This window comes from Desulfuromonas soudanensis, assembly GCF_001278055.1.
In the GTDB taxonomy this organism is placed as follows: domain Bacteria; phylum Desulfobacterota; class Desulfuromonadia; order Desulfuromonadales; family WTL; genus Deferrimonas; species Deferrimonas soudanensis.
Window position 1 is genome coordinate 2,057,498 of sequence record NZ_CP010802.1, and the last position, 24,336, is coordinate 2,081,833.

Here is a 24,336-nt window from a genome sequence, read left to right on the forward strand (position 1 = left end):
GAATCTTCAACTTTTTCGGAGCAGATCATGAATAAACTGGCAACAAATCTGGCCGACCGGGTTCTCGGAGGGGAAACGCCGACCCCGGAGGAGGCCCTGGCCATCCTGCAGGCGCGGGGTTCCGACCTCACCCTCTTTCTGGCCGGGGCCCATCGGATCCGCGAAAACTTCTTTGGCAGCAGGATTGAACTCTGCTCCATCATCAGCGCCAAATCGGGGCGCTGTGCCGAAAACTGCGCCTTTTGCGCCCAGTCTTCCCATCACCAGACCGCCGCTCCGGTTTATCCCCTGAAGTCGAGAAAGGAGATGCTCGAGGGCGCCCGACGGGCGGAGATCGAGGGGTCCCATTGCTACGGCATTGTCACCAGCGGGACCCGGATCTCCAGCAACGAGGAGATGGCGACCATTCTGGAGGCGATTGCCGAGATCAGGGCCACCACGAGCATCGAACCGTCGGCTTCCCTGGGGATCCTCGACGAACCGACCGCCCGGGCCCTGGCCGGCGCCGGTTGCGCGACCTATCACCACAACCTGGAGACGGCACGCTCGTTTTTCCCGAACATATGCAACACCCACGACTACGAAGACGATGTCCGAACGGTCCGGCTTGCCAGGAAGGCCGGGATGAAGGTCTGCTGCGGCGGGATCTTCGGTCTCGGCGAATCGCTGGAGCAACGGGTGGAATTGGCCCTTACCGTTCGCGATCTCGATGTCGACTCGGTCCCTTTGAATTTTCTCAATCCCGTCGCCGGCACCCCCCTGCAGGACATGAACGACCTTGCTCCTCTCGATTGTCTTCGCATCATCGCCCTCTTCCGCTACCTCCTCCCGGAAAAGCGGATCAGCGTCTGCGGCGGCCGAGAGAAGAACCTGCGCGATTTCCAGTCATGGATCTTCATGGCCGGAGCCAGCGGCACCATGATCGGCAACTATTTGACCACCACCGGTCGCGATCGCCAGGCAGACCTGCAGATGTTCAGCGACGGGGAGGTTGTCATCGATGCCTGCTGCTGAGCCGAAACATCCCCGGGGCGTCTTTGTCACCGGAACAGACACGGGGGTCGGCAAAACCCAGGTGTCGGCAGCCCTGAGCCGCTACCTCCAGGGACGGGGAGTCGATGTCGGGGTCATGAAACCGGTGGAAAGCGGAGTCGCAGACCCCGGGGAACTCGGCGAAGATGCCCGGCTGCTGCAGTGGGCCGCCCGAAGTGATGATCCCCGGGACCTCATCTCTCCCTATCGATTGCGGCAACCGCTGGCACCGTCCCTGGCCGCCCGCAACGAAAAGGTCCACATCGATTTCGCCCATCTGAAGCAGACCGCGGCACTCCTTTCCGACAAGCACGATTTCCTGATTATCGAAGGCGCCGGCGGATTGATGACCCCGTTAAGCGGAGGGCTTCTGGTCGCCGACCTGGCCAGAGACCTCGGATTCCCCCTGCTGGTGATCAGTCGACCGGGCCTCGGAACCATCAATCACACACTTCTGACCATTTTTGCCGCCCGCGCCATGGAAATTCCCCTGGCGGGATTTATCATCAACGGCATGCCGCAAACACCCGGCGAGGCCGAAGCGGCGGCCCCCCACACCCTGGCCTCCCTCGCTTCGGCGGACCTGCTGGGGGTCCTGGGGCATATTCCCGGAGATGACCATGCCCGGGTTGAGGCGCTTGCCACAGAGATCGGCGCCCTCCCCACCCTCCCCTGGCTGCTGATGAACCTCGGGCTCGGCGAGCTGCTGGCCTGACATTTCATTCCATACCAAAAAAACAGCGGATCGCTCACCATGGAAATTTCCGAAATTCTACGACTTGACCGGGCGCACGTCTGGCACCCCTGCTCCCAGCAGAAGGATCACGAATCGCTCCCGCCGATCCCCATCGAACGGGGCGAAGGGGTCTATCTGATCGATGCCTCGGGGAAACGCTACATCGACGGTGTTTCGTCATGGTGGGTCAACCTCTTCGGCCACAGTCATCCTCGACTCAACCGGGCCCTCGCCGCTCAGTCGGAGAAGATCGCCCATCACATCTTCGCCGGTTTTACCCACGAACCGGCCGTCGAGCTGTCCCGACGCCTTTGCGAGCTGGCACCGGGAAAACTGAACAAGGTCTTCTTCACCGACAACGGTTCTTCGGCCGTCGAAGCGGCGATGAAGATGAGCTTCCAGTACTGGCAGCAGGTCGGCAAACCCAAAAAAACCAAATTTCTCTCCCTGACCGAAGCCTACCATGGCGAAACGGTCGGAGCCCTGTCCGTGGGCGGGTGCGACCAATACCGCTCCATTTATCGCCCCATGCTTCTCGAGGGATTCCAGGCCCAGGGACCGGACTGTTTCCGCTGCCCTTACGGACTCCACCGCACCACCTGCCAGGCCCAGTGTTTCGAACATCTCGAGGCCATACTGACTGAAGAGGCGCAGAATATTGCCGCCGTCATCATCGAACCCCTGATCCAGGGAGCCGCGGGGATGCGGATCTACCCCCCACTGTATCTGAAGAAGTTGCGGGCCCTGTGCGACCGAAACCAGGTCCATTACATCGCCGACGAAATTGCCGTCGGCTTCGGGAGGACCGGGCGGATGTTTGCCAACGAACACGCCGGCGTCGCACCCGACCTCATGTGCCTGAGCAAGGGGATCACCGGGGGCTACATGCCGCTGGCCGTCGTTCTGGCAACCGACGAGATCTACGACGCCTTTTACGACGACTACCAGAGCCAGAAAGCGTTTCTCCACTCCCACTCCTATTCGGGGAACCCCCTGGCCTGCGCCGTCGCCGTTGAGGTGTTGAAGATTTTCGAGGACGAAAAAATCCTTCAAACCCTTCCGGAAAAAATGACACTTTTTGACGATTACGCACCCCGTTTCGAGGCCCACCCCCACGTCGGAGAATTCCGGCGCTGCGGCATGGTGGCTGCCGTGGAGATGGTCCGCCAAAAGGCCGACAAAACACCCTATCCATGGCAAGAACGCCGGGGATATCAGGCCTACCAGAAGGCTCTGGGCAAGGGTGCAGTGCTGCGCCCCCTTGGAAATGTCCTCTATTTCATGCCCCCCCTGACCACCCCTTTCGAGGTGCTCGAAGAGCTTCTTGATATTGCTTTTTCGGTCATCGACGAAGTGACCGCCCCCTGATCCCCTCCCCTTCCCACCGCAGGCTTTTTATTTGAATTCCAGCGCCCAGGATGCTATTTTTTGCCGCTGGCCGTTAACTTGCATGCAATGGACTGGTTCAAAAGATCGTTCTGGCGAAAGGGATTTCGATGCACCGGGGTTTTTCCATAATCTATCTTTTCATTCTTTTGACCGGCTCGGCTTCCGGTGCGCTGGCCACTCCCACTCCCTATGGGGAGACGGGCCTCCTGACCCAGCCAACAGCCGAGACCCTTTCGGCCGGCAATATCTGCGTGGGAATCTGGGCCAATCACGCCGAATTTAGCGATCAGGGCGCCACCATCGTTCCGACGGCCATAACCCTCGGTCTCGGAACCTTTCTTGAGGCCTACGGATCCTACCCCAATCTCCTCGCCAATGGCGAAGAGTCGGAGAGCGGGCGGGGTTTCGCCAACCTCGGACTCAAGATGAAGGTGTGGGGGGGACGATCCGCCCCCTTCAAGCTGGCCATCGACGGTCAGCTGCGCAAATCGGTATCGGACAATCCGGCCCTGGACGGCATCAACAGTCTCAGCACCCGCCTGATTGCCAGCTTCAAATCCCGAAGGTTCGGGATTCACGCCAACGGCGGATATGTGACCAACGAAAACCCTCCGATCCTGGCGGGCGGGTACAACGACCAGTACGTTTTCGGAGGGGGGATCGAACTTTATCCCAGCGAGAGGTTTCGCGTCATCGCCGAGATGGAATCGCAGAGCAAACTGATCGATTCCATGGAGGGCCGACAGGAAGCGATGCTGGGCGTGCAATACTTCGTTTCTCCGCACCTGACATTCAACCTCGGAGCGGGGATCGGGCTCAGCGACGCCAGTCCCGACTATCGGGGACTGGTCGGGTTCTCCACCTGCCAGGGAATCGGCACCTATCAGAAACCGATCCCGACTATTGTGCCGGTTGACGAAGAAGCGGTTGCAGATGAAGACAAGGAACCGGTCAAGGTGATCAAAGTCAGAACCCTGACCCCTCTGGCTATCCGGACGGCCCCGAAACCGGTCGAACCCGTCGGTCAATTTGAAATCCCTGTGGAATCCCCCGCCGAAGAGGTCGTACTTCCCCTCGAAGAGCGCCTTCTGGTCCCTGGGACCAACAGGCTCCTCGCCGCCCCGATCGTTCCGATTCAGCCGCTGATGGCCGTCGCTCCTATCGATGCCGTCCCCGAGGAGTCCGCCGCGATTGCCGCCGACACACCGGAGGGGATTGTCGAGCCGGCTCAAGAGCCGGCGCCTGCCGTGGAAACGCTTCCTGTTGCCGAGGTGGTGCCGGGTGTCGTTGCTTCCGAAAGCCCTGCGATAAGCTCATCTGTAGCTGCGGCCACTTCCCTGGTCAAAATCGCTTCTGCCGCTATCGAAACCGCTGCCGTTGCTGCCGCCCCGGTCGTCTCCGCACCAGTGGCCGTCGTTGCAGCCCCCGGCGCGGCGGTAAATACCCCAAACCTTGCTCCGGCTCCGGTCATCGCCGCACCGGCAGCCGTGGTCGAACCTGTTGTTTCGCCCGCTCCCCTTGTCGAAGAGACCTCTGCTGCCCCGGAGCCCATGGCCGGAGCGGCCGCGGAACCGATGGCAGCGGTCCCCCCAGTGGCTGTCGACTTACCCGTCCCGACAGCCGATCCTGTCGTTGAAACACAGTCAGCACCCGAAATTCAGATTGCCAGCTCACCTCTCCCTGCAACGGCGCCCGCTGCCGGAATCGAGCCCCCTCCCACCGAGCTCGCTGCCGTTCCTTCCCCTGCGCCGGCTCTTTCCATCCCGGAAAGGACAGAGGTCTCCGGAGTTCCCTTTGAGGCCATCTCCGCGACGGCGCCCGCCCCGGGGCTCGGAATGCCCACGGCGGCCGAACCGCCGGAAGTTGGGCCCGGCCCGACGGTTCAGGCCACCCCTGCCGTCACTGAACAGTCGATCGAAGCGGTCGTCTACCGCAAGTTCCGTCTGCAGGAAGTGACCTTCGGCACCAACCAGTGGAAGGTGTCCCAGGAAGGGATGGCCGCCCTGGCGATGGTTGCAGAACAGTTGCGCAAAGAGAAGAAGGAGTTTCTGCTGCGGGTGGACGGACACACCGACAGCCTCGGGTCCGACAACTACAATGATAAGCTCTCCCTGCAGCGCTCGATTACCATCGCAACCAACATGGTGGTCCATAATGGATTCGATCCGGCACGGCTCTTTGTCAAGGGTTTCGGCGAAAGCAAACCCATAGCACCCAACGATTCTGCGGAAGGCAAGGCCAAAAACCGCCGGGTAGAGATTCTGGTGCTTCTCCCCAAAAAAGTGCCTGTCCAATAGGTGTTATCTCCTCGCCCCGAACAGGAAAAGGCAGCCGATCGGCTGCCTTTTCCTGTTTCAAATCAAAAAATCTGCACTCAGCGGCGGGCCACCCTCAGGCCAGGAACCTCGAAACGATATCCGGCCGATTCGAAGATGACCCCCTGGGGTGTGATTTCAGCAATTTTTACTCCTTCGTTCAGCCCATCCCCCTCCCTCAAATTTCGCCCGTTAATCCTGACCATGCGGGCGGCTGCATCGGAAACATAGAAATGCAGCGTCATGGTCATCTTCGGGATACCCGCTTGAACCTCTGACGGCAGTTTTGGGTAAAGATTGACCTGACCGGAGGCGGGCGCGATCACGGGCGGCTTCTCCTTCACAACCCTCGGGAGCTCCTGCTCCTTCGGTGACGTTCGTTCCTCAACGCCGGCCTCCCCCTTCTCGGGGTTTCGGGGGCTGGCTGAAGGGGACCCCTGGTCCTTCACGGTGGACGGCACAGCCTTGTCCGCCCTGCCCTCCCCTTCCCCGCTCTCCCCCCTGGTCTCAACCCTTCCAGACCCGGGAGCATCTGCAATGACCGGGCGGGATTGTTCGATGCGTAGAAAACCCCCGTATATTAAAAAAACAAGAATGTTCCCCAGCAACGCCAGGACCAGGAGTTTTTTCCATACCATTTTGCCGGGCTTTGGTGCGGCGGTGCTCGGTGCCCCGGTCACCGACTGAAGGTCGGGGAGTTCTCCCCGGGCTCTTTTCTGTTCGGCTTTTTTAAGGGCCTCAAGAATATAGGACATGACTAGAAACCTTCCTTCGGAGGGAACAACAGCGGCACATCGTCTCCTGCGGCCGTATTGAGATGGATCAGGGTCTGTGCTCCGACAATGCCATCCGGCACCAGGCCGCGGGTAAGTTGAAATTGGCGGACCTTGATCGCAAGAGTCTCGTCGAAAAGAAGTTCTGTCCCGGGACGCGGGTTCCACCCCTGGACAGAAGCGAGCCGTTGTTCAACATGGGAGACGCCGGCTCCCTTGTCACCAAAACGCACCCCCCCGTCACTCTCGGGAGGAGAACGCCAGAGCAGCGAATAGTCGCCGGTCCACCTTGATTCGAGATCCGGAGTAGGGACAGCCATTCGCTTTCCACCCACCAGAAGCTGTGCCCTATTCCCCTCAAGAGACTCAAGGGTGACGAAGCAGGGGGTGCCGCTTCTGTCAACAAGGGTTAATACCGCGGGGCGGTTCAAGTGACGAAGGTCCCGAAGGCTCCCCTTTTTATTGAAACACTCCAGACCCAAAGCCTTTGCAGAGAGACAGGGGGCATCCCCCGCCATGGAGACATCCCTGCCCCAGATAAAAAAGAGGTCGCGGTAGGCCTGTTGTTTGTCGGCAGACCCAACCGGCAGCCAATCCGACGAGGAAATCAGGGGGACGGAAGAATCGCCCACCTGGGCTCGCTTGGCCGCCCACCAGGATTCGACGCGGCCGGCAGCCAGGGCGCCCCCTCCGACAAGAAAAAAGAGAAGGATCAGAAGAGACCAGGCGAGGCGTTTGCGCTGCGGACTCCCGACGCCGGAGACCTCCCGGGCGGCACGGCGGAGAATCTGGGGTGTTATCTGGCGCTGACCTGTTGCGTAGGCGCCAAGAAAGGCCCGATCGCAGAGAATGTTGATAATCCGGGGGACCCCACGGCTCAGTCGGTAGAGCATCCGAATCGCCCTTCGGGAGAAAAGGTCATGCTCCAGGCCGGCGACGGACAAGCGGTGGCTGACATAGGCGGCGACATCAACCGGGGTCAGAGGCTTCAGGTGGTAGCGGGCGATGATGCGCTGGGAGAGTTGGCGCAGTTGCGATGTTGCCAGCAACGCCTGCAACTCGGGCTGGCCCAGGAGGATAATCTGCAGGAGCTTGTGGCGATTCGTCTCCAGATTGGTCAGAAGACGCAGTTGTTCGAGAACATCGACGCTCAGGTTCTGGGCTTCGTCGATGATGAGAACGGCTCTCCGTCCCCGGGCATGCTCCTCCAGCAAAAAAGCGTTGAGCCGGTCGACGAGGATTTTGCTGCCGGTCTCCCCCCGGGGATAAACGATCCCGAACTCGTCGCAGACGGTGGCCAGGAGTTCCTGCGCCGAAAGCCTGGGGTTGAAGATGAAGGCGACGTCGGTCTGGTCGGGGAGCTGCTCCAAAAGATACCGGCAGACAGTGGTCTTGCCGGTCCCGACCTCGCCGGTCAAAAGGACGAATCCGCCGGCGGAGCGTATGCCATAGAGGAGGTGGGCCAGAGCCTCCCGATGCTGGTCACTCATATAGAGGTACCGGGGGTCAGGGGCGATGGAAAAAGGCGCCTCTTCCAGGCCGAAATATTCGTTGTACATGGCTCGACTTCCCTCAGGTTATTTGCTGCCGTCGTCGAGGCGAAGGGTGTCGCCTCTGCGAAGGCTGCTGCAAACGCATTCCTTAAACCTCGCTGTCTAATCGATCCCCGGCATCCCCACGGCGCCGTCGCAACGTGAAATGGCCGCTCACGCAGCCGGCAAGGGCTCCGAGGCTGTTAGCCAGAATATCGGCGGGGTCTCCCCGGCGTCCGATCGTGAAGAGTTCCTGGGCGACTTCCAGGCCGAATCCCAGGGTAATCGCAAAGAGCAGGGCCCCGCCCCAGGCACGGAGGGGACGGGGAGATATTGCAGAGAAAACCCTGCCGGTTAAAAAGGTCAGCACCGCATAGGCCACGGCATGTTGAAGTTTGTCCCAGCCGAAAACTCCGCCGAGATCAGGGGGAGCCGGGACCAGTGACAGCCAGGCTATGGCCACCATCCACAGAACGGTGGCCAGAATATAGACCGAAAGAGCTTTGCCGTTGCCCCCGGTCACTTGAATCGTCGTTTCCTTTTTTCGACCTGCCACGCTGATCTCCTTGATTATTTTCAAATCCTCTCCCTTCGGTGCGGCCGCAACCCGAAATGGTTAGGTATTGCCAGTCACTTCCGGGAAATGGTATAAGTCCAAAAAATTGAAACCCCCCTTCCCCGAGGTTCCCTTGAAAACATTTCTTCTCCGCAGGATCTGGGCCAACTTCGCCGCCTATATGATCGGCTTTTATGCGTCGGTGGTCAACCGCTTCAAAATTTGCGGCGCGGAGAATATTCCCCGCAGCGGCGGCGTTCTGCTGACATCCAACCACATCTCCGGTTACGACACCATCCTCCTCCCCTGGGCGGTGATGAGGCGCTACCCCCTGCAGATGCTCTGGGCGCCGGCCAAGGAGGAACTGTTCAACAACCTCCTTCTCGGCTGGCTGTTCCGCTCCTGGGGAGCCTTCCCCGTCAAAAGGGGGCGCGATGTCCGAGCCGGCAAAACCATTAACGATCTGCTGAAAAGTGAAAAAGTCATGCTTTTCCCCGAGGGGACCCGGAATAAGGATGGGGTGCTGGGAAAGGGAAATCGCGGCGTCGGCAAGCTCATCTACGACACCCGGCCGACAGTTGTTCCCACGGCCTTGACCGGACTCAACCACTGGCACTTTCCGGGGATCGGGCAAAAAGCCCGGGTGCAGTTCGGGGCACCTCTCGATTTTTCCGATCTCTATTCCCTGGAAGACTGCAAGGAAACGCATCTGCTGATCGTCGAACGGGTCATGGCTGCCATCGCCGCCCTTCTCGAAGGTGATAAGGAATCGGCTGGCCTCTGACCCCCCGATACCTTGCTCAACTCCGTTTTCCTTCGAACTCCAGCAGCCACTTTTTGGTCACAACCCCCTCCCCTCCCGAGTACCCCGTCAACCGCCCCTTCGCTCCAACAACCCTATGGCACGGCAGGACAATCGGAAAAGGATTGGCCGCCAGGGCCCCGCCCACGGCCCGAGCGGCCAGCGGCCGGCCGATTTCTTTTGCCAGGTCGCCATAGGTGATGGTTTCGCCATGGGGAACCAGGGAAAGGTTGCGCAACACCAGGGCAGTAAAGGTTGGGATCCCCGTAAAATCGAGAGGGAGATCAAAGACCCTTCGCTGGTGGTGAAAATATTCGTCAAGTTGGTGCCGAACCTCGCCGAGAATCCGGTCCTCACCGGGGAGGGCCCCGGGGAAATAGCGGGAAATACGCTCTCTGATTTCATGGGAATCGGGATGGATAAAAAGAGCGACAAGCAAACCGTCCCTGGCCACCGCGCCGATCCAGCCGATCGGAGAGGACCAGAGGTCAAAACTTCCTCCCTTTTGAGGTCTTTTCAGCATTATTCCCTCCTGCGAAATAATTTTTTCCGCACCAGCGCGGCAGCGTCCGTTGCTTCGGGAACCCGCAGCAGCCAGCAGATCAGAGCGTAAATTCCGCCTCCTCCCAGAACAGCCCCCCCCAGCACCATCCCCTTGAGAATTTTGTGCCCTTCCAGGTCCCATTCAATAAGACCTAGGGTCCCCTGAACAAAGAGGGCCATCAGGACAGCAGCAGGAACGAGCTTGACGAGGGAGGAAAGGAGCGCCGTCAGTCCCAGTGGGCCGATTTTGGAGCGGAGTGCCCAGACCAGGGCAATGCTGTTGAACACCGAAGAAAGGGTCAGGGCCATGGCCAATCCCAGATGGGCGAAGGGACCCATGAGAAGAATACCGAGAAGGGCATTGACCAGAAGGGTCCAGAAAGCGATCCAGACGGGGGTGCGGGTGTTCTTCAAGGCATAAAAGGTCGGAACCACGACCCGGCTGATCCCGACGAACAACAGTCCCGGTGCATAGGCCGCCAGTGCCATCGCCGTTTTTTCCACTTCTTCAACACCGAAAGCCCCCCCCATGAAGAAGAGGCTAAAGATCGGGGTGGCGCACAAAACCAAACCGATCATCGCCGGCAAGGTGACGAGAAGGATCAGGGAGAGAGCAAAACGCAGGGAGCTCCTGAGCCCCTCCATGTCATCCCGTGAGGCCTGACGGCTCATGGACGGAAGAACGGCCTGCGCCAGGGAGACGATGAAGATCCCCTGGGGAAATTCGAAGAGACGCTGCCCGTAATAAAGGTAGGAGACGCTCCCTTCAGGAAGATAGGAGGCCAGCAAACGGGTGACGACGACATTGATTTGATAAATAGCCACTCCGGCGATTCCGGGGAGCATGAGCCGGGCGATTTTCATCACCGCCGCGTCCCTGAAATTGAAGTCGAGGCGCAGCCGGATCCCCATGCGGCGAAGAACGGGATATTGAATCAGGAGTTGGAGCACCCCACCGATCAGAACGCCGATGGCCAGGGACAGGATGGGAATCCCCAGGCGGGAAGAGAGAAACCAGCCGCAGAGAATCATGGAGAGGTTCAGAAAGAGCGGCGAGAGGGACGGCAGGAAAAAATGCCCGCGGACATTGAGAATCCCGGTCAATAGAGACAGCATACTGACGAGGGCGATATAGGGGAACATGACCATGTTGAGGGTGTTGGTCAGAGCGAGCTTTCCTTCGACGGCTCCGAAGCCGGACGCGATCCCCCCGACCAGCAGCGGAGAACCGACGATCCCGAGGAGGGTGACGGCCGCCATGGTCAGCAGCAGAAGAGTCCAGCAGATATTGGCGATCCTGTCCGCTTCCTCTTCCCCCTGCAGATGATAAACCTCGGAATAGGTCGGCACGAAGGAGGCCGTCAGGGATCCTTCGGCGAAGAAGCGACGCAATAAATTGGGGATGGTGAAGGCCATGAAGAAGGCATCGGTGGCAAACCCGGCGCCAAAGAGACTGGCGACGACGATGTCTCGCGCCAGACCGGCGACCCGGCTCAGTCCGGTGGCCAGTCCCATGATGCCAGTCGCCTTGGAAATTTTTACGTTTTCAGACATCTGAATTCAAGGCCTCCCCATGGAACTGCCGCCTGCTGAATTGACCCTTACCCCTTCCGCAGAGCTGTTCGATGGGCAAATATAGGATTATTTTACATTAACTCCGGTGGTCGGTGGTGCAAGTACCAGATACTATGTGAGTTATTTAGCAAAATTGGAAATTTTTTAACTTGACGCCTGCGGCATCGGATGTTATAAATCTCTCCGAAATGAATAACGGGGTATCCAAATCAACTGCTGAAGGAGATCATCTTGGCCAATCACAAATCCGCAATCAAACGAAACAAGCAGAACGCCGTTCGGGCGGCCCGCAATACCCATATCCGCTCGACCATGAGAACCTATGTCAAACAGGTGCGTGAAGCAGTGGCAACCGGCGATGCCGCCGCCGCCCAGACCGCTCTCGGCAAGGTTATTCCCTACATCGACAAGGCGGCCACCAAGGGGGTCATTCACAAGGCCACGGCCAGCCGCAAAATCGGCCGCCTGAGCAAACTGGTGAACGCTCTCCAGTAAAACCGGACAGAGATCGCAGCATACCGAAAAGGGGCCCCAGGGCCCCTTTTCCTTTTTCTACCTGGCCCTGGTTCCGGCCAGGTCGAGAATCAGTTTTTCGAGAAGGGCCGCGGGATGGGCACCGCTCGACTTGAGAGCCAGATCGACGCCGAGAAAGAGTTCGAACCCTGCCCGAAACTGATCCGGCCGAAAGCGCCGGGCCTGCCCGACCAACCCGTCGAGAAAATAGGGGTTGATACCGATGCGCTTGGGGATTTCCCGACTGACAACTCCCTGGTCGAGCAGTTCGCGGGTCTTCCATAGCTGACGGAAATGGCGGACCATCATGTTGAGGATCAGCAGCGGAGCAACGCCTTCGGCCAATATTCGCTGCAGGAGCCGTAGCGCCTCGGCAGCGTCCCCTTTCCCCAGTGCGTTGGCCAGGTCGAAGACACTGTCAACCCGGCTGTCGGATACGATGGCCGCGACATCATCCACATCGATAAGATCACGGTCTCCCGCATAGGCAAAGAGCTTTGTCAGCTCACCATGCAATTCCTGCAGGTTGGAGCCGCCCCTCCTGCAGAAAAGAGCGAGGGCCGACTCGGTAAAAAGGCGCCCTGCGTCCCTGGCCATGTCCTTGACAAGGGCGGGGATCTGATTGTCGTAGGGTTTTTTGAACTCGATCAGATTTCCGTGTTTCTTGAAATCCTGAAAGAATTTCTTGCGTCCGTCGATCTTGTCGGCGGTAAAAAGGAGAATGGACTCGGGGACGGGATCTCTCAGATAGGAGAGAAATACATCGAGTTCGGCGGCGGAGAGATTCTGCGCCTCCTTGACATGCACGAGACGATGCTCGGCAAAAGCAGGAAAGGTCCGCAGGACATCGAGAATTTCTTCGGCCCGCCCTTCCTTGCCGTAAAAAACGTTGTAATTGAAATCCCGGGATTCGACCGGGACGGCACGATCGCGAATCCGCTCAGCTGTGCGATCCAGAGTAAAGGTCTCTTCGCCGAAAAGGAAAAGGAGCTGCGGAAACTTCCGTTCATCGAGGGCCCGGTTTAATTCTGCCAGTGTCATTGCTGTACCCGAGTATCCCCGTTTCAGAAATTGTCCATAACCCGCACATGAAGTTCTTCGGCCAACCGATCGCAGATCGAGGCAATCGCCAGGGCCTCATTGTCCTCCTGCAGGGTCTTGTCGCTGTTTGCCAGATACTCTTCCGACCAGGAAACCGACCCCTTCCACAGTGTCCTGCCGTCGCTCTGTTGCTGAAGAGTCGCCTCTATGGTCATGCTCGAGCGGTATTCGACGATTTGATCGAAGCGGTCATAGGAGATCGGCTTGGACGAATAAGCTGTGACTGCCCCTGTCAGAAGAGCATCGGCCCGATCCTCATCTTCGATGGGTCGAATCCCCTTGCGGCGGGAAAAGCCTTCGATGATGGCATTGGCAACGGCGGTTTCAATAAAGGGTTCGGTCGTTCGGTTGACGATGCCCCCCACGTAAAGGGTCTGCACCTGTGCCGACGGTCCCGCCCCGTGCCCCGGGAAATGATAACCGCAAGCTGCGGGCAACAGCAGCAGAAGCAGAGGAAAAACCCGAAGGAGGACCATTAGCCTGCCACCACACTGACCAGACGTCCCGGAACAACGACAACCTTGCGAACCGACTTCCCCTCCAGGAAGCGTTGGACGTTTTCATCATTGAGCGCCGCCGTCCTGACGAATTCCTCGTCGGCGTCGGCGGGGACGGTTATCTTCCCGCGCACCTTGCCGTTTACCTGGACGACAATAAGTATCTCATCCTCGATAAGCGCCGACTCATCCCAGCTCGGCCAGCCGGACTCTTCCAGGGGAGCTCCATGACCCAGAGAGATCCACAATTCTTCGGCAATGTGGGGAACGAAGGGGGCCAGAAGGCGAACGACGGTTTCCAGCCCTTCCCGGAGAACCGCGGGCGCACCATCCTTGTCCTTGAAGGAGTAGATAGCGTTGACCAATTCCATGATTGCCGAGATTGCCGTATTGAAGTGGAACCGACCGTCGATATCCTCGGTAACTTTTTTAATGGTGCGATGAGTCTGACGCCGAAGGACTTTCGCCTCGGCACCGATCTCCCCGTCGGCGTTTGTCTCCTGGATGATCGGCAGATTGTCGAAAACCGCTCGCCAGACGCGGTTGAGGAAGCGGTAACAACCTTCCACCCCCTGTTCGTTCCACTCCAGGTCTTTTTCCGGAGGAGCGGCAAACAGGGAGAAGAGGCGTGCGGTATCGGCACCGAAGCGGTCGATGAGGCCGTCGGGATCGACCACATTTTTCTTCGATTTGCTCATCTTCTCGTTGCGTCCGGTCACAGCCCCTTTCCCGCAGAAAGAGCAATTCCCGTCAAGGACCTGCTCCGGATAGAGCCATCCGTGTTCGGGACAGGAGCGGGTCTCCATGCAAACCATCCCCTGGGTCAGAAGGTTGGAGAAGGGCTCGTCCACCTCCATCAGACCGAGATCCCTCAAGACCTTGGTGAAAAACCGCGCATAGAGAAGATGCATGACGGCATGCTCGATGCCGCCGATATACTGGTCAACGGGAAGCCAGTATTCGGCCGCCTGCCGGTCGATGGGAGCCGAGGGGAAATCGGGACAGGCATAACGGGCGAAATACCAGGAACTTTCCACAAAGGTGTCGAAGGTATCTGTCTCGCGCCGGGCAGCCTCGCCGCACTGCGGGCAGGAGACATGGACGAAGTCAGAACTCTTGGCCAGGGGGCTCCCCCCCTCACCGGTCAGGGAGACATCGGTGGGAAGAACGACCGGGAGATCCTTTTCCGGCACGGGGACGGCCCCGCAGAGATCACAGTAGATGATCGGTATCGGGTTCCCCCAGTAGCGCTGGCGGGAGACTCCCCAGTCACGAAGACGGTAATTGACTGTTTTTTTGCCGATCCCCTCCACGGCGAGATAATCGGCAATTCTCTCTTTTGCCTCTTCGTTGTCCAGTCCGTCAAAAGTTCCGGAATGGACCATGATGCCTGAGCCTGTCCACGCCCCCTCCATGGAGCCGGGGTCGAGCACCTCCCCTTCAGGCTGGATGACGACGACCTTTTCCAGACCATATTTGCCGGCGAATTCGAAATCCCGTTGGTCGTGGGTGGGTACCGCCATGACAGCGCCCGTTCCGTAATCCATCAGGACGAAATTGGCGAGATAGACCGGCATCCTCTTCCGGGTGACCGGGTTGATACAGAAGGAGCCGGTAAAGACCCCCTCCTTTTCCAAATCGTCGGCGGTGCGCCTGAGTTTGTCCTGTTTGCCGACCTTGGCGAGAAAGGCCTCGACGGCTCCGCGCTGCGCCGCCGTGGTCAGTTCAAGGGCCAGCGGATGCTCGGGGGCGAGGCTCATGAAGGTCGCACCGAAGAGGGTATCCTGCCGGGTGGTGAATACCCGGATTTTCTGCATCGATCCTTCGAGGGGGAAATCGATCTCACAGCCGGTACTGCGACCGATCCAGTTGCGCTGCATGGTCAAAACCGGTTCCGGCCATCCCGGCAAGCGATCCGTCCCATCGAGAAGTTCCTGGGCATAATCGGTGATCTTGAAGAACCATTGCTCCAGCTCTTTCTGCTGAACCTCGCTGTCGCAGCGCCAGCAGCAGTCGTCCTCCACCTGTTCGTTGGCCAGAACAGTCTGGCAGTCCGGGCACCAGTTGACAAAGGAGCTCTTTTTGTAGGCCAGCCCTCGCTCGTACATCTTGAGGAAGATCAGCTGCTCCCATTTGTAATACTCGACATCGCAGGTCGCCAGTTCCCGGTCCCAGTCATAGGAAAACCCCATTCTTTTGAGCTGAGTCCGCATGTTGGCAATATTTTCGTGGGTCCACTTGGCGGGATGGGTGCCATGCTGGATGGCAGCGTTTTCGGCGGGCATGCCGAAGGCGTCCCAACCCATGGGATGCAGAACGTTGTAACCCTGCAACCGTTTGAATCGGGCGATAACGTCACCGATGGAGTAGTTGCGGACGTGCCCCATGTGAATCCGCCCCGAGGGGTAGGGAAACATCTCGAGTAGATAATATTTCACCTTGTCGGAGATTTCCGAGACCTTGAAGGTCTTCTGGTCGGCCCAAGTCTGCTGCCACCTTGTCTCTACGGCACTGGCATCATAACGTTCCTGCATATGTCCTCCACAGCCATGACGACCGCTCTTAAACAGTAATACCGGCATATGCCGGCATGGTTTAACGGAACCAGGGGAAAGACGGCTCTCCCCTGGTGTTCTATGAATTCGCCGGGCCGAGGGCGAAACGACTCTTGCGGTCGCCCGCTGCAAGGACCTCCCGGAACTATTTTTCGCGGTAGGTAATCCGTCCCCGGGTCAGGTCATAGGGGGAGAGTTCCACGGTAACGCGGTCGCCGGGGAGAATACGGATATAGAACTTGCGCATTTTCCCGGAAATGTGGGCAAGAACAACATGGCCATTGTCCAACTTGACACGAAACATGGCATTGGGCAGGGGCTCTATAACAGAACCTTCAACTTCGATCGCTTCTTCTTTTGACAAAATCGACTCCTCAATAATGTTGGAATACGGCGTGGTGCGAGCCCATCGGCTTAGCCGCTATAGTTAACATGGATACCCCGGGGATTGTCAAGTTCTGGCAGGTCAATCTCCGGGTAAAATGAGTGTGCGCCGGTCCCGCGCGAACAGACGACTGCTAGCTGAGATTGAGCAATCGCTTTGCCGCATCGATGATCTTGATGGTTTGAATCGGCTTGGTGATGTAATCGTTTGCTCCAAGGGCCAGGGCGCGCTCCCGGTCCTCGCTTGCTCCTTCGGTGGTGATGATAACGATGGGAACATTCTTGTAACCGGGATCGTTGCGCACCAGGCTCACCAGCTTGAGGCCATCCATGATCGGCATATTGATGTCGGTAAAGATCAGGTCAAATTTGTCCGAAGAGAGCTTTTTCAGGCCGTCGACGCCATCGTTGGCTTCGATGATGGTGAACCCCCGGATTCGTTTGAGGGCAAAAACAATCAATTGCCGCATGGTTGGTGAGTCTTCTACAACGAGAACCTTGTATGTGGACATGGAATCCTCCCCGATGACTATTTGGTCAAAAGTTCAATAAATCCCTGGATGGTCGACAGTTTACGCTCCGATTCCGAATAGAGTTTCGAAGAGAAAATAGCCGTTGCAGCGTGGCCGGCCAGCAGGGTAAACAATTCATAGTCCACTTCGGCGAAACGGCTCTTCTGGGTCAGCAGCTTGTAGATGACGATGACGCCGATGACATGTTCCTTGATTTTCAAAGGGATGCAGACAATGGGGTGAGCGTAATCCCGAACGTAATTTTCCATATCGTCGATGAAGTAGTTTTCTCCGGTCTTGGCCATCTGGCCGATAACCCCTTCACCGAGCCCGATGGTCGGGAGTTCCTTCAGTTCAAGCCCCTCCCCCGCCATGGCCTGCAGCTTATTGGTCTTCTCGTCGAGCAGCATGATGGCAAACTCTTCGGCCCCGATCAGGTTGATGATGATTTCCGTTATGACCTGAAGGACCTCGCGGAAATCAAGGGTCGAATGCAGCTGGTAGGAAGCGATATAAAGGTTGGCCAGCATGTTGTTTTCGGACTCGACTTCGACATAGCGATTGGCAAAGTCGACATTTTCCGCTTCAACATGCAGAATCCGCTCGAGAATCTCCTTCTTTTCCTTCTCGAGGACCTGAATGCGTTCAAGCAGCTTATCGGAAACGCTGTCGCCTGTCCCTCCCATATCCTCCCGCAACTTGAGACGCTCCTCGAGTTCCAGGATCTGATACCGCAGGCGCTCGTTGTCCTTGAGAATTTCCTGAGTGAATTCCGCCCCCTTCTTGAAAACCTGAAGAAACTCCTCGGCTCTCTTGGCTGGTCCTCTCTCGTCTTCCCGATCCGTCATTGTAATTCTCCCAAGAGTTATCTTTATCGAATAAGGCAGAACATCCTAGCAATATGTAAGGAAAATTTCCACTCTTTATACAGAATTTACTAATAACCGCAGCGGCTCAGGATTTCCCCGCACATGCGCGACAAGGGCAGCACGCGATCCACCTTGCCAGTGGCTATGGCCTCCTTGGGCATACCGAAGACGACACTCGATTCTTCGGACTCCGCCAGCGTTTCACCCCCACGCCCTTTAACATCGACAATCCCCCGGGCGCCATCGTTCCCCATGCCGGTCAAAACGACACCGAGGAGATTGGCACCGAAGACTTCACTGGCGGAGGAAAACATGGCATCTACCGAAGGAATGTATCGCTGGTCCGGGAGGGGATCGACGACATGGGCCACCACCTGAGTCCCCCGCTTGCGGAAAACCAGATTTTTCCCCCCGGGGGAAATCAGAACCCGACCGGGTTCCATAATATCTCCGGTTTTCGCTTCGACGATCTCCAGGTGGCAAAATTTATTGAGGCGATCCGCAAAGGCCTTGGTAAACCCCGACGGCATATGCTGTGAGATGGCAAAACCGATGGGATAGGGGCGCTGAATGGCACTGAAAATCGCCTGCAAGGCCGGCGGGCCCCCCGTAGACGACCCGATCACCACCTGGGAAATCCGGGCACTTTCTCGAACAGGTGTCCGCACCACAGCCGACCCCGGTTCCGGACTCCCGTGAACCACGACCTTGGCGCGGTCGACGACCTTGCTCATGTCCGTTCCGGCAATCTCCCGAACCTTGCGCACCAGGTCGTCGCGAATATTGAAGAGTTCGGGGGTAATCCGCGCCGAGGGTTTGGCCACGAACTCCACGGCGCCAAATTCGAGAGCGCGAAAGACGCTTTCATTTTCTGAACGGGCGGAAACGACGATGACCGGTGTGGGGCGGCTCTGCATGACAATGCGCAGAAAAGTGAAGCCGTCCATGCGGGGCATCTCCAGGTCGAGGGTCACCAGATCGGGCTTGAGGTCGAAAACCTTGCGCAGACCCTCTTCGCCGTCACAGGCGTAGCCGGCGACCTCGACCCCGGGGATCGACTCGAGCATCTTGATAATCGTGCGGCGATTGTAGGCCGAATCATCAACGACCAGGACTCTGACCACCTTGCTCATAGACGGTCCTCGTTGAGGCCTGAGAGGGCCGGACGCTGGTAGACCATGTCGTTGGTAAAATGGCGCAGCACAAACGCGTTGGTGATGTTCATCAGCGACTCGGAATGGCCGAGCAGGAGAAATCCCTCGGGACGGAGACGGTCGTGGAAACTCTCCACCACCCGTTTTTTGGCGGCCTGATCAAAATATATGATGACGTTGCGACAGAAAATGGCATCCATTTTTCCCAGGAGAGTCACCCGCGGCGCGTCGAAGAGATTCAGGTGGCTGATCGTCACCAGACTCTTTACATTGTCGGCCACCCGGTGCTTGCCATCGACCTCGGAAAAATAGCGGCGCTGATAGTTTGAATCGGTGGCCCGGAAAGAAGATGCTCCATAGACCCCCTTGCGGGCAATTTGCAACACCCGCTGGCTGATATCGGTGCCGATGATGTCAATCTGCCAGTCGTGAAACGCCGGCATCCCGAGGAGGAGCATGGCGATGGTGTAGGGTTCCTCGCCACTGGAACAGCCGGCGCTCCAGATTCGCAGTCGCTTGTCGCCGGTCTTTTCTTTTCTGGCGCGAATCTCTGGGAGAATCTCCTGGGTGAATGTCTTGAGTTGAAAATCTTCCCTGAAAAAATAGGTTTCATTGGTGGTCAGGGCATCGATAACCTCGGTCAGCTCCTGATCCTTGTGCTGGCTGTAACGTAAAAGATAGTAGTAATCTTTGAAGTTTTTCAACCGGTGGTGCTGCAGTCGTTTGTTGAGACGCTTTTCCAGAAGGTATTTCGACTCGGGAGTGAAGTGGAGGCCGCAATATTGATAGACGAAATCCCGCAGAAGGCGGAACTCCTCATCGGTCATATTGATGTCCGGGGAAAAAAAGATCATCGACCGCTCACCCCTGACTCAGGGAATGGGAAAGACGACGCAGGAGTTCCTGGATTTGCTGGCGGACCAGTTCCTCCCCTTCGACCAGAAGACGGGCTTCAAGGGTGTCGCGGCAGTGGACCCCTTCCAATTCGGCCAGGGTACGAATGAAGGAGGTGCGCACCTCCCAGTGACGATGGTTGATGAGAAACTCCCGTACCGGAGGAATCCAGCCCTTCTGACCGCTGACAGTCAGGGTGTCGAGGGCCGTGGTCACCACCTCTTCGTCGGGATGGGAAAGGGCTTCGACCAGAATCGGGTAGGAAGCCTCGGGAGCGAGGCGGGAAAGGGTTTCCAGGGCGGCGATGCTCACCAGCCCGACGGGATCGTTCATTGCCTGGCCCACCATCCGGATCGCCTCTTCGCCACCGAGGTTTCCCAGAGAGCGCACGGCCGCAGCGCGAACCCAGATGTCCTCATCCTGCAGGGCCAGTTCCAGGGGCTTCAGGGCCTCCCGGCTCCCTGTCAGACCGAGGGATTCGGCTGCAAGGCGCCGGACCTCCGAATCTTCGTCGGTCAGGGCGATCATCATGAACTCGAGACGTCTCTCCCCGGGCTGTTCCTCGAGCGCCCTGACCGCGGCTCGACGCACGAGCGACGATTCGTCTTTCATGGCAAAGGAGAGACTGCGTACGACATCGGCGCCGTCAAAGGGACCGAGAATCTGGATGGCGTACATCCGGACCTGGGGGTTGTCACTCTCCAATATGGGCAAAAGCGCCTCTTTGGTTTTTTGACTGTGGGCCCGGCCGATAAGACTCAGGGCTCCCACGGCCACCGACTGAAGATCGGACGACTCGTCGCCGAGACAGTCGATGAGGAGCGGAATGGCGGTTTCATCTGCAAGTTTGCCCAGAGACTGGGCGCAGACCAGCTTCAACTCGGCGTCGTCCGAAGTCATTCCTTCAGCGAGATACGGGACGGCAGCGCCACAACCTACCTCCCCCGCCAGATAGGCAAGATAGACCCTAGTGCGATTGCCGGCGTCAAGCCACCCCTCGAGGAGGGTTCCCGTGACATCCGGACCCATGGCAATGAGCGCTGCGACCGCCGGCTCACGAAGCGCTTCGTCGTCGAGCAACGCCAGGAGGGGCGCGGCGGCCCGAGAATCGTCCGTCCACCCCAGCAGAACAACGGCCGCCCTGCGCACTTCCTCACGGGCGCTCGTCAGCAGGGCGATCAGGCCATCGGCCTCGGGGCGGCCCCCGATCCCGCCGAGTGCGGTCACGACATCGGCTTGCTGCCTTGTTGCAATGCGCTGCAGCGCCAGGGCTGCAGCCTCCCGCACGTTGCGCATCTGGTCGCAGAGACCGCCAACGAGAACGGGGACGGCCTCGTTTCCACCGAGACGACCGAGACACTCGAAGAGGGCTTTTCTCAACAGCCTGTCGTCTTCAAATTCAAGAAGCCGAGCGATCGGAATACGTTCTCCGATCTTTCCCAGGGCCTCGAGAATTGTGAATCGAAACAGCAGGTCCGGATCGGCCATAGCCGCCAGCAAGGCAGGTACGGCTTGGGTCGCCCGGAGTTTGCCGAGGTTTTCCGCCGCCGCCGCCCGAACATTGATATCGAGGTCAGCCAAGGCCCTGATCATCGGGCCGATGGATTGTTCATCGCCGATTTCCCCGAGGATATCCAGAACAAACTTGCGCACATCCTGATCGTTGCACCCCACCTCTTCGAGGAGAGAGGGTACGGCACGACGTCCGAGAAGAATGAGGGTTTCAGCGGCGGTATTTCTTAACCCGACGTTGTCCGTCGAATGGAGAAGTTCGACGACCTCCCCGGCAAGATCGGCGGCGCCGGGAAGGGATAAAAAAAGATCGGCGGCCTCCTTGCGGACACGCCAACTGTCATCCCCCATGGCCCGGAGAATCCAGGCGATCGCGGCTTGCGGATCTTCCTGACCCACGGCCTTCAGACCCTGAAGCCGCTCCTCTTCCTGAGCGGACTGCAACATTTCCAAAATGGATTGTCTATTCACCACACCAACCGTCCTGACTGCTGTTTAATGCTGGAGTTCCCGTTTTCGGCGTTCGATAAAGGCTTCCAGGGCGGTTTGCAAAAAGTCCTCCCCTTGACAGACTTCGGCATCGACCCGCTTTTTAAAGAGTTTGCGCCCCTCCCGGATTTCTTCGGCGAGGAGTTCCAATGTGTTGCCGCCGCGTATCCCCTGCTCAAACTTGTCCTGATTGTACAGGGCGATGTCCGAAATGATGATCCGTGCCAGGCGTCGTGCCTTGTCTGCCGCGTCATCGGGGCCCTTGGCGACAATCTCACCTTCTTCGGCATGCTGGATTTTTGAATTCATTTCGTCGACAAAATGGATCGATTTCGCAGGGGGAGGCTGCGGCAGCGAGGGTTGCTTCGGGGGCGAAACGGGATTTTCGGGGATCGCCAGCAACGCCCGGATCTTCGAAACCAGGTCGGTGGGAATATGATGTTTTTCGATGTAATCGTCAGCCCCGTAGAGGGAGGACGGCGTCCGTTTGTAGGCGGCCTTGTTGTATACCGAGGAGAGGAGGATAATCTTGACATCCTTGAGGCCGGGACGGGCCCGGATTTTGTCCACCACCTCGAAACCGAAGAGACCGGGGAGTGCCACATCGATAATGGCCACCTGAGGCGGTCTTTTTTCCATGGCATTCAGAGCGTTATGGCCGTCATGACAGACCTGTACTGTCATTCCCGACCCGCTCAGCAGTTCCTCGATGGTCGCGCAGAAGGCACCGTCACTGTGTCCCACCAGAACCCGGGGAGAAGCTCCCGCAGTGGACTCTGCCGGTGGATGAACACTGAATGTCGTGCTGCATTTAGCGCATTTGAGGGTCAGACGCTTTCCTTGAAGCCGCTGTGGATCCAGACGGAATCGAGTCGAACAGGCGGGACAGCTGACAACCATTTGTTACCCCTGAGCTGATTAAAATGCCAATAAAATGGAACCGCTCGCAGGAGGGGTCAATGGGTCCGCGGAGCCGCAGGGACCTCATCGATTCGCTGCAAATCGATCTTTTCTTCACTGGAAAGAATCTTTTCCAGGTCAAGGAGCATGACCAGGTCATCATCCCTGCGGCAGACGGCAAGAAAAAACTGCGACCCCCGCCCCTTGAGGAACTGGGGAGCCGGCTGAACTTCCTTGCGTGAGTAGCTCCGCACCTCGGTCACCTCATCGACCGTCAAGCCGACGATGCGCCCGGAGAGCGCGCAAATGATCACCCGCATCTTGCGATCACCGGATACGGCCTGCTGGTCGAAACGCTTGCGCAGATCGACCACGGGAATCACCGCGCCCCGAAGGTTGATAACCCCTTCGATAAAGGGAGGAGATTTGGGAACGGGTGTCAGTTTCAGAGGCCGGATGATTTCCTTGATCCGCATGATGTCGAGGGCGTACATTTCCGAGCCGACCCGAAAACAGGCCAACTGCACCTCCTGCTGCCCACCGGCATCATCAATGAACTTCACTGCTTTGTCGATCATTTGGCCAGAAACCTCTGGATGGTTTCAATCACCATCGCCGATTTAAAGGGCTTGGTTATATACCAGTCGGCACCGACGGTTTCCCCCCGGGCCATATCCTCGCGGCTTTTTTTTGCCGTGAGCATGATCACGGGAATATGGCGGGTAAGGCTGTTGGCTTTGATCCTCCGACAGACCTCAAAACCGTCGATCTCAGGAAGCATGATGTCCAAAAGCACCAGGTCGGGGAGATCTTCGCCCAGGGCATCCAGCGCCGCCTGACCGTTTGGAACCCCCTTGACCTCATACCCCTTCGAAGTCAGCAGGATACTTTCAAGTTTAAGAAGGCTCTCCTCGTCTTCGACAATCAGGATCTTTTTTTTGGACACCGGAAGGCTCCTTTCTTAATGCATCAGGTGAGGGTTACATCCATAACACTGCGAAGGTTAAGCAGGATCATCATCCTGCCCTGATGGCGCCCTACACCCTCGACCATATCGCGATCAATTCCCGAGAGCATGTTCGGCGGTGGTTCAATTTTGCTGGTCGGAAGATGCACAACCTGACTGATGTGGTCCACCAGGAGTCCGGCAAGGCGTTCTCCATCCTGACAGACGACGATCCGGGAGGCAAGTGAGGTCGCGGAACCTTCCAGCCTCAGGCGACAGCTGAGATCGAAGACCGGGATGACAACCCCCCGCAGGGAAACGATACCGAGAATGAATGACGGAACCCGGGGAATGTCCGTGATCTCCCTCGGCTTAATGATTTCACGAATATGCTCCAGATCAAGGGCATATTCTTCATCACCGAGAGCGAAGGTCAGGAGTTGCCGGGATATCTCCACAGCCTGCTGGTCCTTCGAAAAACCCTGGTGATAGCTCTCTTCCGTGGCCAGCTCGAGATCCGGGCGCCAGGCGAAAAGGGCGTCGATGGCGTCCTGCACCGGGGGAGCTGCCGCCTGAGGGCTGTTTGCCTGCGGAACAGAACCGGTGGCCGGTTCCCGGTTTGCCGGGGGCTTGGTGACCGGCGCCCCTGGGAGCGACGAGGAGCCTCGACCCTTGTCCGGGGACAGATCCCCCTTGGGTCGGTCGTCCCCTTTTTTTCGACTCCTGGCCTTTTTGCGAATTTCGGCGAGATCCATTA

24 protein-coding genes and 1 pseudogene are annotated in these 24,336 nt (G+C 58.2%); 6 read left to right on the forward strand and 19 right to left on the reverse strand.

The window, feature by feature from the left end:
• The first annotated feature begins 27 nt into the window (after positions 1–27).
• From bioB to DSOUD_RS09335, 4 genes are all read left to right on the forward strand, one after another.
• Positions 28–1,014, forward strand: coding sequence for a biotin synthase BioB (gene bioB, locus DSOUD_RS09320; protein WP_053552350.1), 987 nt, complete (start codon positions 28–30; stop codon positions 1,012–1,014).
• Positions 1,001–1,747 (forward strand): dethiobiotin synthase, encoded by a 747-nt coding sequence (gene bioD / locus DSOUD_RS09325; RefSeq protein WP_053550756.1) that lies wholly within the window; start codon positions 1,001–1,003, stop codon positions 1,745–1,747. The genes bioB and bioD overlap by 14 nt, the downstream gene beginning before the upstream one ends.
• Before the next feature lie 39 nt (positions 1,748–1,786).
• The gene (gene bioA / locus DSOUD_RS09330; RefSeq protein ID WP_198300301.1) at positions 1,787–3,136 is read left to right on the forward strand and encodes an adenosylmethionine--8-amino-7-oxononanoate transaminase; all 1,350 of its coding nucleotides are present in this window, start codon (positions 1,787–1,789) and stop codon (positions 3,134–3,136) included.
• Between the two features lie 128 nt (positions 3,137–3,264).
• Entirely contained in the window at positions 3,265–5,454 is a 2,190-nt protein-coding gene (locus DSOUD_RS09335) for an OmpA family protein (protein ID WP_053550757.1), read from the forward strand.
• 77 nt (positions 5,455–5,531) lie between these two features.
• Here DSOUD_RS09335 and DSOUD_RS09340 read toward each other — a convergent pair whose 3' ends face one another.
• The 3 genes from DSOUD_RS09340 to DSOUD_RS09350 all read right to left on the reverse strand — a co-directional run bounded on the left by DSOUD_RS09340 (position 5,532) and on the right by DSOUD_RS09350 (position 8,333).
• Positions 5,532–6,227, reverse strand: a complete 696-nt coding sequence (locus DSOUD_RS09340; RefSeq protein ID WP_053550758.1) for a general secretion pathway protein GspB — start codon at positions 6,225–6,227, stop codon at positions 5,532–5,534.
• 2 nt (positions 6,228–6,229) lie between these two features.
• Complete coding sequence (locus DSOUD_RS09345; protein ID WP_053550759.1) at positions 6,230–7,804, reverse strand: ExeA family protein; 1,575 nt, start codon at positions 7,802–7,804, stop codon at positions 6,230–6,232.
• Between the two features lie 82 nt (positions 7,805–7,886).
• Positions 7,887–8,333, reverse strand: coding sequence for a VanZ family protein (locus tag DSOUD_RS09350; protein WP_157671825.1), 447 nt, complete (start codon positions 8,331–8,333; stop codon positions 7,887–7,889).
• 133 nt (positions 8,334–8,466) lie between these two features.
• On the opposite strand from DSOUD_RS09350, the gene DSOUD_RS09355 reads away from it, so the two are divergent.
• Entirely contained in the window at positions 8,467–9,117 is a 651-nt protein-coding gene (locus tag DSOUD_RS09355) for a lysophospholipid acyltransferase family protein (RefSeq protein ID WP_053552352.1), read from the forward strand.
• 16 nt (positions 9,118–9,133) lie between these two features.
• On the opposite strand, the gene DSOUD_RS09360 is transcribed toward DSOUD_RS09355, so the two are convergent.
• Together DSOUD_RS09360 and murJ are read right to left on the reverse strand one after the other, a co-directional pair.
• On the reverse strand, positions 9,134–9,658 hold the full coding sequence (locus tag DSOUD_RS09360; protein WP_053550761.1) for a methylated-DNA--[protein]-cysteine S-methyltransferase: 525 nt from the start codon (positions 9,656–9,658) through the stop codon (positions 9,134–9,136).
• The gene (gene murJ / locus DSOUD_RS09365) at positions 9,658–11,232 is read right to left on the reverse strand and encodes a murein biosynthesis integral membrane protein MurJ (protein ID WP_053550762.1); all 1,575 of its coding nucleotides are present in this window, start codon (positions 11,230–11,232) and stop codon (positions 9,658–9,660) included. The genes DSOUD_RS09360 and murJ overlap by 1 nt, the downstream gene beginning before the upstream one ends.
• A gap of 252 nt (positions 11,233–11,484) precedes the next feature.
• Between murJ and rpsT the strand changes: the two genes are divergently transcribed.
• Positions 11,485–11,748, forward strand: coding sequence for a 30S ribosomal protein S20 (gene rpsT, locus DSOUD_RS09370; protein WP_053550763.1), 264 nt, complete (start codon positions 11,485–11,487; stop codon positions 11,746–11,748).
• Between the two features lie 57 nt (positions 11,749–11,805).
• Here the strand turns inward: rpsT and holA are convergent, their stop codons facing one another.
• The 14 genes and pseudogenes from holA to DSOUD_RS09435 form a co-directional block, all read right to left on the reverse strand.
• Positions 11,806–12,807 (reverse strand): DNA polymerase III subunit delta, encoded by a 1,002-nt coding sequence (gene holA / locus DSOUD_RS09375; RefSeq protein WP_053550764.1) that lies wholly within the window; start codon positions 12,805–12,807, stop codon positions 11,806–11,808.
• Positions 12,808–12,830: 23 nt separating this feature from the next.
• Entirely contained in the window at positions 12,831–13,247 is a 417-nt protein-coding gene (lptE, locus tag DSOUD_RS09380) for an LPS assembly lipoprotein LptE (RefSeq protein WP_198300302.1), read from the reverse strand.
• A 95-nt stretch (positions 13,248–13,342) separates the two neighbouring features.
• The gene (leuS, locus tag DSOUD_RS09385; protein WP_053550766.1) at positions 13,343–15,898 is read right to left on the reverse strand and encodes a leucine--tRNA ligase; all 2,556 of its coding nucleotides are present in this window, start codon (positions 15,896–15,898) and stop codon (positions 13,343–13,345) included.
• A 166-nt stretch (positions 15,899–16,064) separates the two neighbouring features.
• Entirely contained in the window at positions 16,065–16,283 is a 219-nt protein-coding gene (gene infA, locus DSOUD_RS09390; protein ID WP_053550767.1) for a translation initiation factor IF-1, read from the reverse strand.
• Positions 16,284–16,437: 154 nt separating this feature from the next.
• On the reverse strand, positions 16,438–16,815 hold the full coding sequence (locus DSOUD_RS09395; RefSeq protein WP_053550768.1) for a response regulator: 378 nt from the start codon (positions 16,813–16,815) through the stop codon (positions 16,438–16,440).
• Between the two features lie 17 nt (positions 16,816–16,832).
• Positions 16,833–17,663: a GAF domain-containing protein gene (locus DSOUD_RS09400; RefSeq protein ID WP_053550769.1), complete on the reverse strand. Its 831-nt coding sequence runs from the start codon at positions 17,661–17,663 to the stop codon at positions 16,833–16,835.
• An 89-nt stretch (positions 17,664–17,752) separates the two neighbouring features.
• Positions 17,753–18,817, reverse strand: a complete 1,065-nt coding sequence (locus DSOUD_RS09405) for a protein-glutamate methylesterase/protein-glutamine glutaminase (RefSeq protein ID WP_053550770.1) — start codon at positions 18,815–18,817, stop codon at positions 17,753–17,755.
• Positions 18,814–19,692: a CheR family methyltransferase gene (locus DSOUD_RS09410; protein ID WP_053550771.1), complete on the reverse strand. Its 879-nt coding sequence runs from the start codon at positions 19,690–19,692 to the stop codon at positions 18,814–18,816. The genes DSOUD_RS09405 and DSOUD_RS09410 overlap by 4 nt, the downstream gene beginning before the upstream one ends.
• A gap of 7 nt (positions 19,693–19,699) precedes the next feature.
• Positions 19,700–21,715 (reverse strand): HEAT repeat domain-containing protein, encoded by a 2,016-nt coding sequence (locus DSOUD_RS09415; RefSeq protein WP_198300303.1) that lies wholly within the window; start codon positions 21,713–21,715, stop codon positions 19,700–19,702.
• A 24-nt stretch (positions 21,716–21,739) separates the two neighbouring features.
• Positions 21,740–22,477 carry a response regulator gene (locus DSOUD_RS09420; protein ID WP_053550773.1) on the reverse strand — a complete coding sequence of 246 codons (738 nt, stop codon included), beginning with the start codon at positions 22,475–22,477 and terminating at the stop codon, positions 21,740–21,742.
• A gap of 57 nt (positions 22,478–22,534) precedes the next feature.
• A pseudogene (locus DSOUD_RS19165) lies at positions 22,535–22,633 on the reverse strand (zinc-ribbon domain-containing protein); the annotation flags it as partial.
• 56 nt (positions 22,634–22,689) lie between these two features.
• Positions 22,690–23,211, reverse strand: coding sequence for a chemotaxis protein CheW (locus DSOUD_RS09425; protein WP_053550774.1), 522 nt, complete (start codon positions 23,209–23,211; stop codon positions 22,690–22,692).
• Entirely contained in the window at positions 23,208–23,579 is a 372-nt protein-coding gene (locus tag DSOUD_RS09430) for a response regulator (protein ID WP_053550775.1), read from the reverse strand. Before DSOUD_RS09430 ends, DSOUD_RS09425 begins: the two co-directional genes overlap by 4 nt.
• A gap of 23 nt (positions 23,580–23,602) precedes the next feature.
• Positions 23,603–24,334 carry a chemotaxis protein CheW gene (locus DSOUD_RS09435; RefSeq protein ID WP_082351183.1) on the reverse strand — a complete coding sequence of 244 codons (732 nt, stop codon included), beginning with the start codon at positions 24,332–24,334 and terminating at the stop codon, positions 23,603–23,605.
• Positions 24,335–24,336: the final 2 nt, after the last annotated feature.

Coding starts and splice junctions, on each gene's coding strand:
- bioB (WP_053552350.1), top strand. CDS start 28: ATGAATAAACTGGCAACAAATCTGGCCGACCGGGTTCTCGGAGGGGAA.
- bioD (WP_053550756.1), top strand. CDS start 1,001: ATGCCTGCTGCTGAGCCGAAACATCCCCGGGGCGTCTTTGTCACCGGA.
- bioA (WP_198300301.1), top strand. CDS start 1,787: ATGGAAATTTCCGAAATTCTACGACTTGACCGGGCGCACGTCTGGCAC.
- DSOUD_RS09335 (WP_053550757.1), top strand. CDS start 3,265: ATGCACCGGGGTTTTTCCATAATCTATCTTTTCATTCTTTTGACCGGC.
- DSOUD_RS09340 (WP_053550758.1), bottom strand. CDS start 6,227: ATGTCCTATATTCTTGAGGCCCTTAAAAAAGCCGAACAGAAAAGAGCC.
- DSOUD_RS09345 (WP_053550759.1), bottom strand. CDS start 7,804: ATGTACAACGAATATTTCGGCCTGGAAGAGGCGCCTTTTTCCATCGCC.
- DSOUD_RS09360 (WP_053550761.1), bottom strand. CDS start 9,658: ATGCTGAAAAGACCTCAAAAGGGAGGAAGTTTTGACCTCTGGTCCTCT.
- murJ (WP_053550762.1), bottom strand. CDS start 11,232: ATGTCTGAAAACGTAAAAATTTCCAAGGCGACTGGCATCATGGGACTG.
- holA (WP_053550764.1), bottom strand. CDS start 12,807: ATGACACTGGCAGAATTAAACCGGGCCCTCGATGAACGGAAGTTTCCG.
- leuS (WP_053550766.1), bottom strand. CDS start 15,898: ATGCAGGAACGTTATGATGCCAGTGCCGTAGAGACAAGGTGGCAGCAG.
- DSOUD_RS09395 (WP_053550768.1), bottom strand. CDS start 16,815: ATGTCCACATACAAGGTTCTCGTTGTAGAAGACTCACCAACCATGCGG.
- DSOUD_RS09400 (WP_053550769.1), bottom strand. CDS start 17,663: ATGACGGATCGGGAAGACGAGAGAGGACCAGCCAAGAGAGCCGAGGAG.
- DSOUD_RS09405 (WP_053550770.1), bottom strand. CDS start 18,817: ATGAGCAAGGTGGTCAGAGTCCTGGTCGTTGATGATTCGGCCTACAAT.
- DSOUD_RS09410 (WP_053550771.1), bottom strand. CDS start 19,692: ATGATCTTTTTTTCCCCGGACATCAATATGACCGATGAGGAGTTCCGC.
- DSOUD_RS09425 (WP_053550774.1), bottom strand. CDS start 23,211: ATGATCGACAAAGCAGTGAAGTTCATTGATGATGCCGGTGGGCAGCAG.
- DSOUD_RS09435 (WP_082351183.1), bottom strand. CDS start 24,334: ATGGATCTCGCCGAAATTCGCAAAAAGGCCAGGAGTCGAAAAAAAGGG.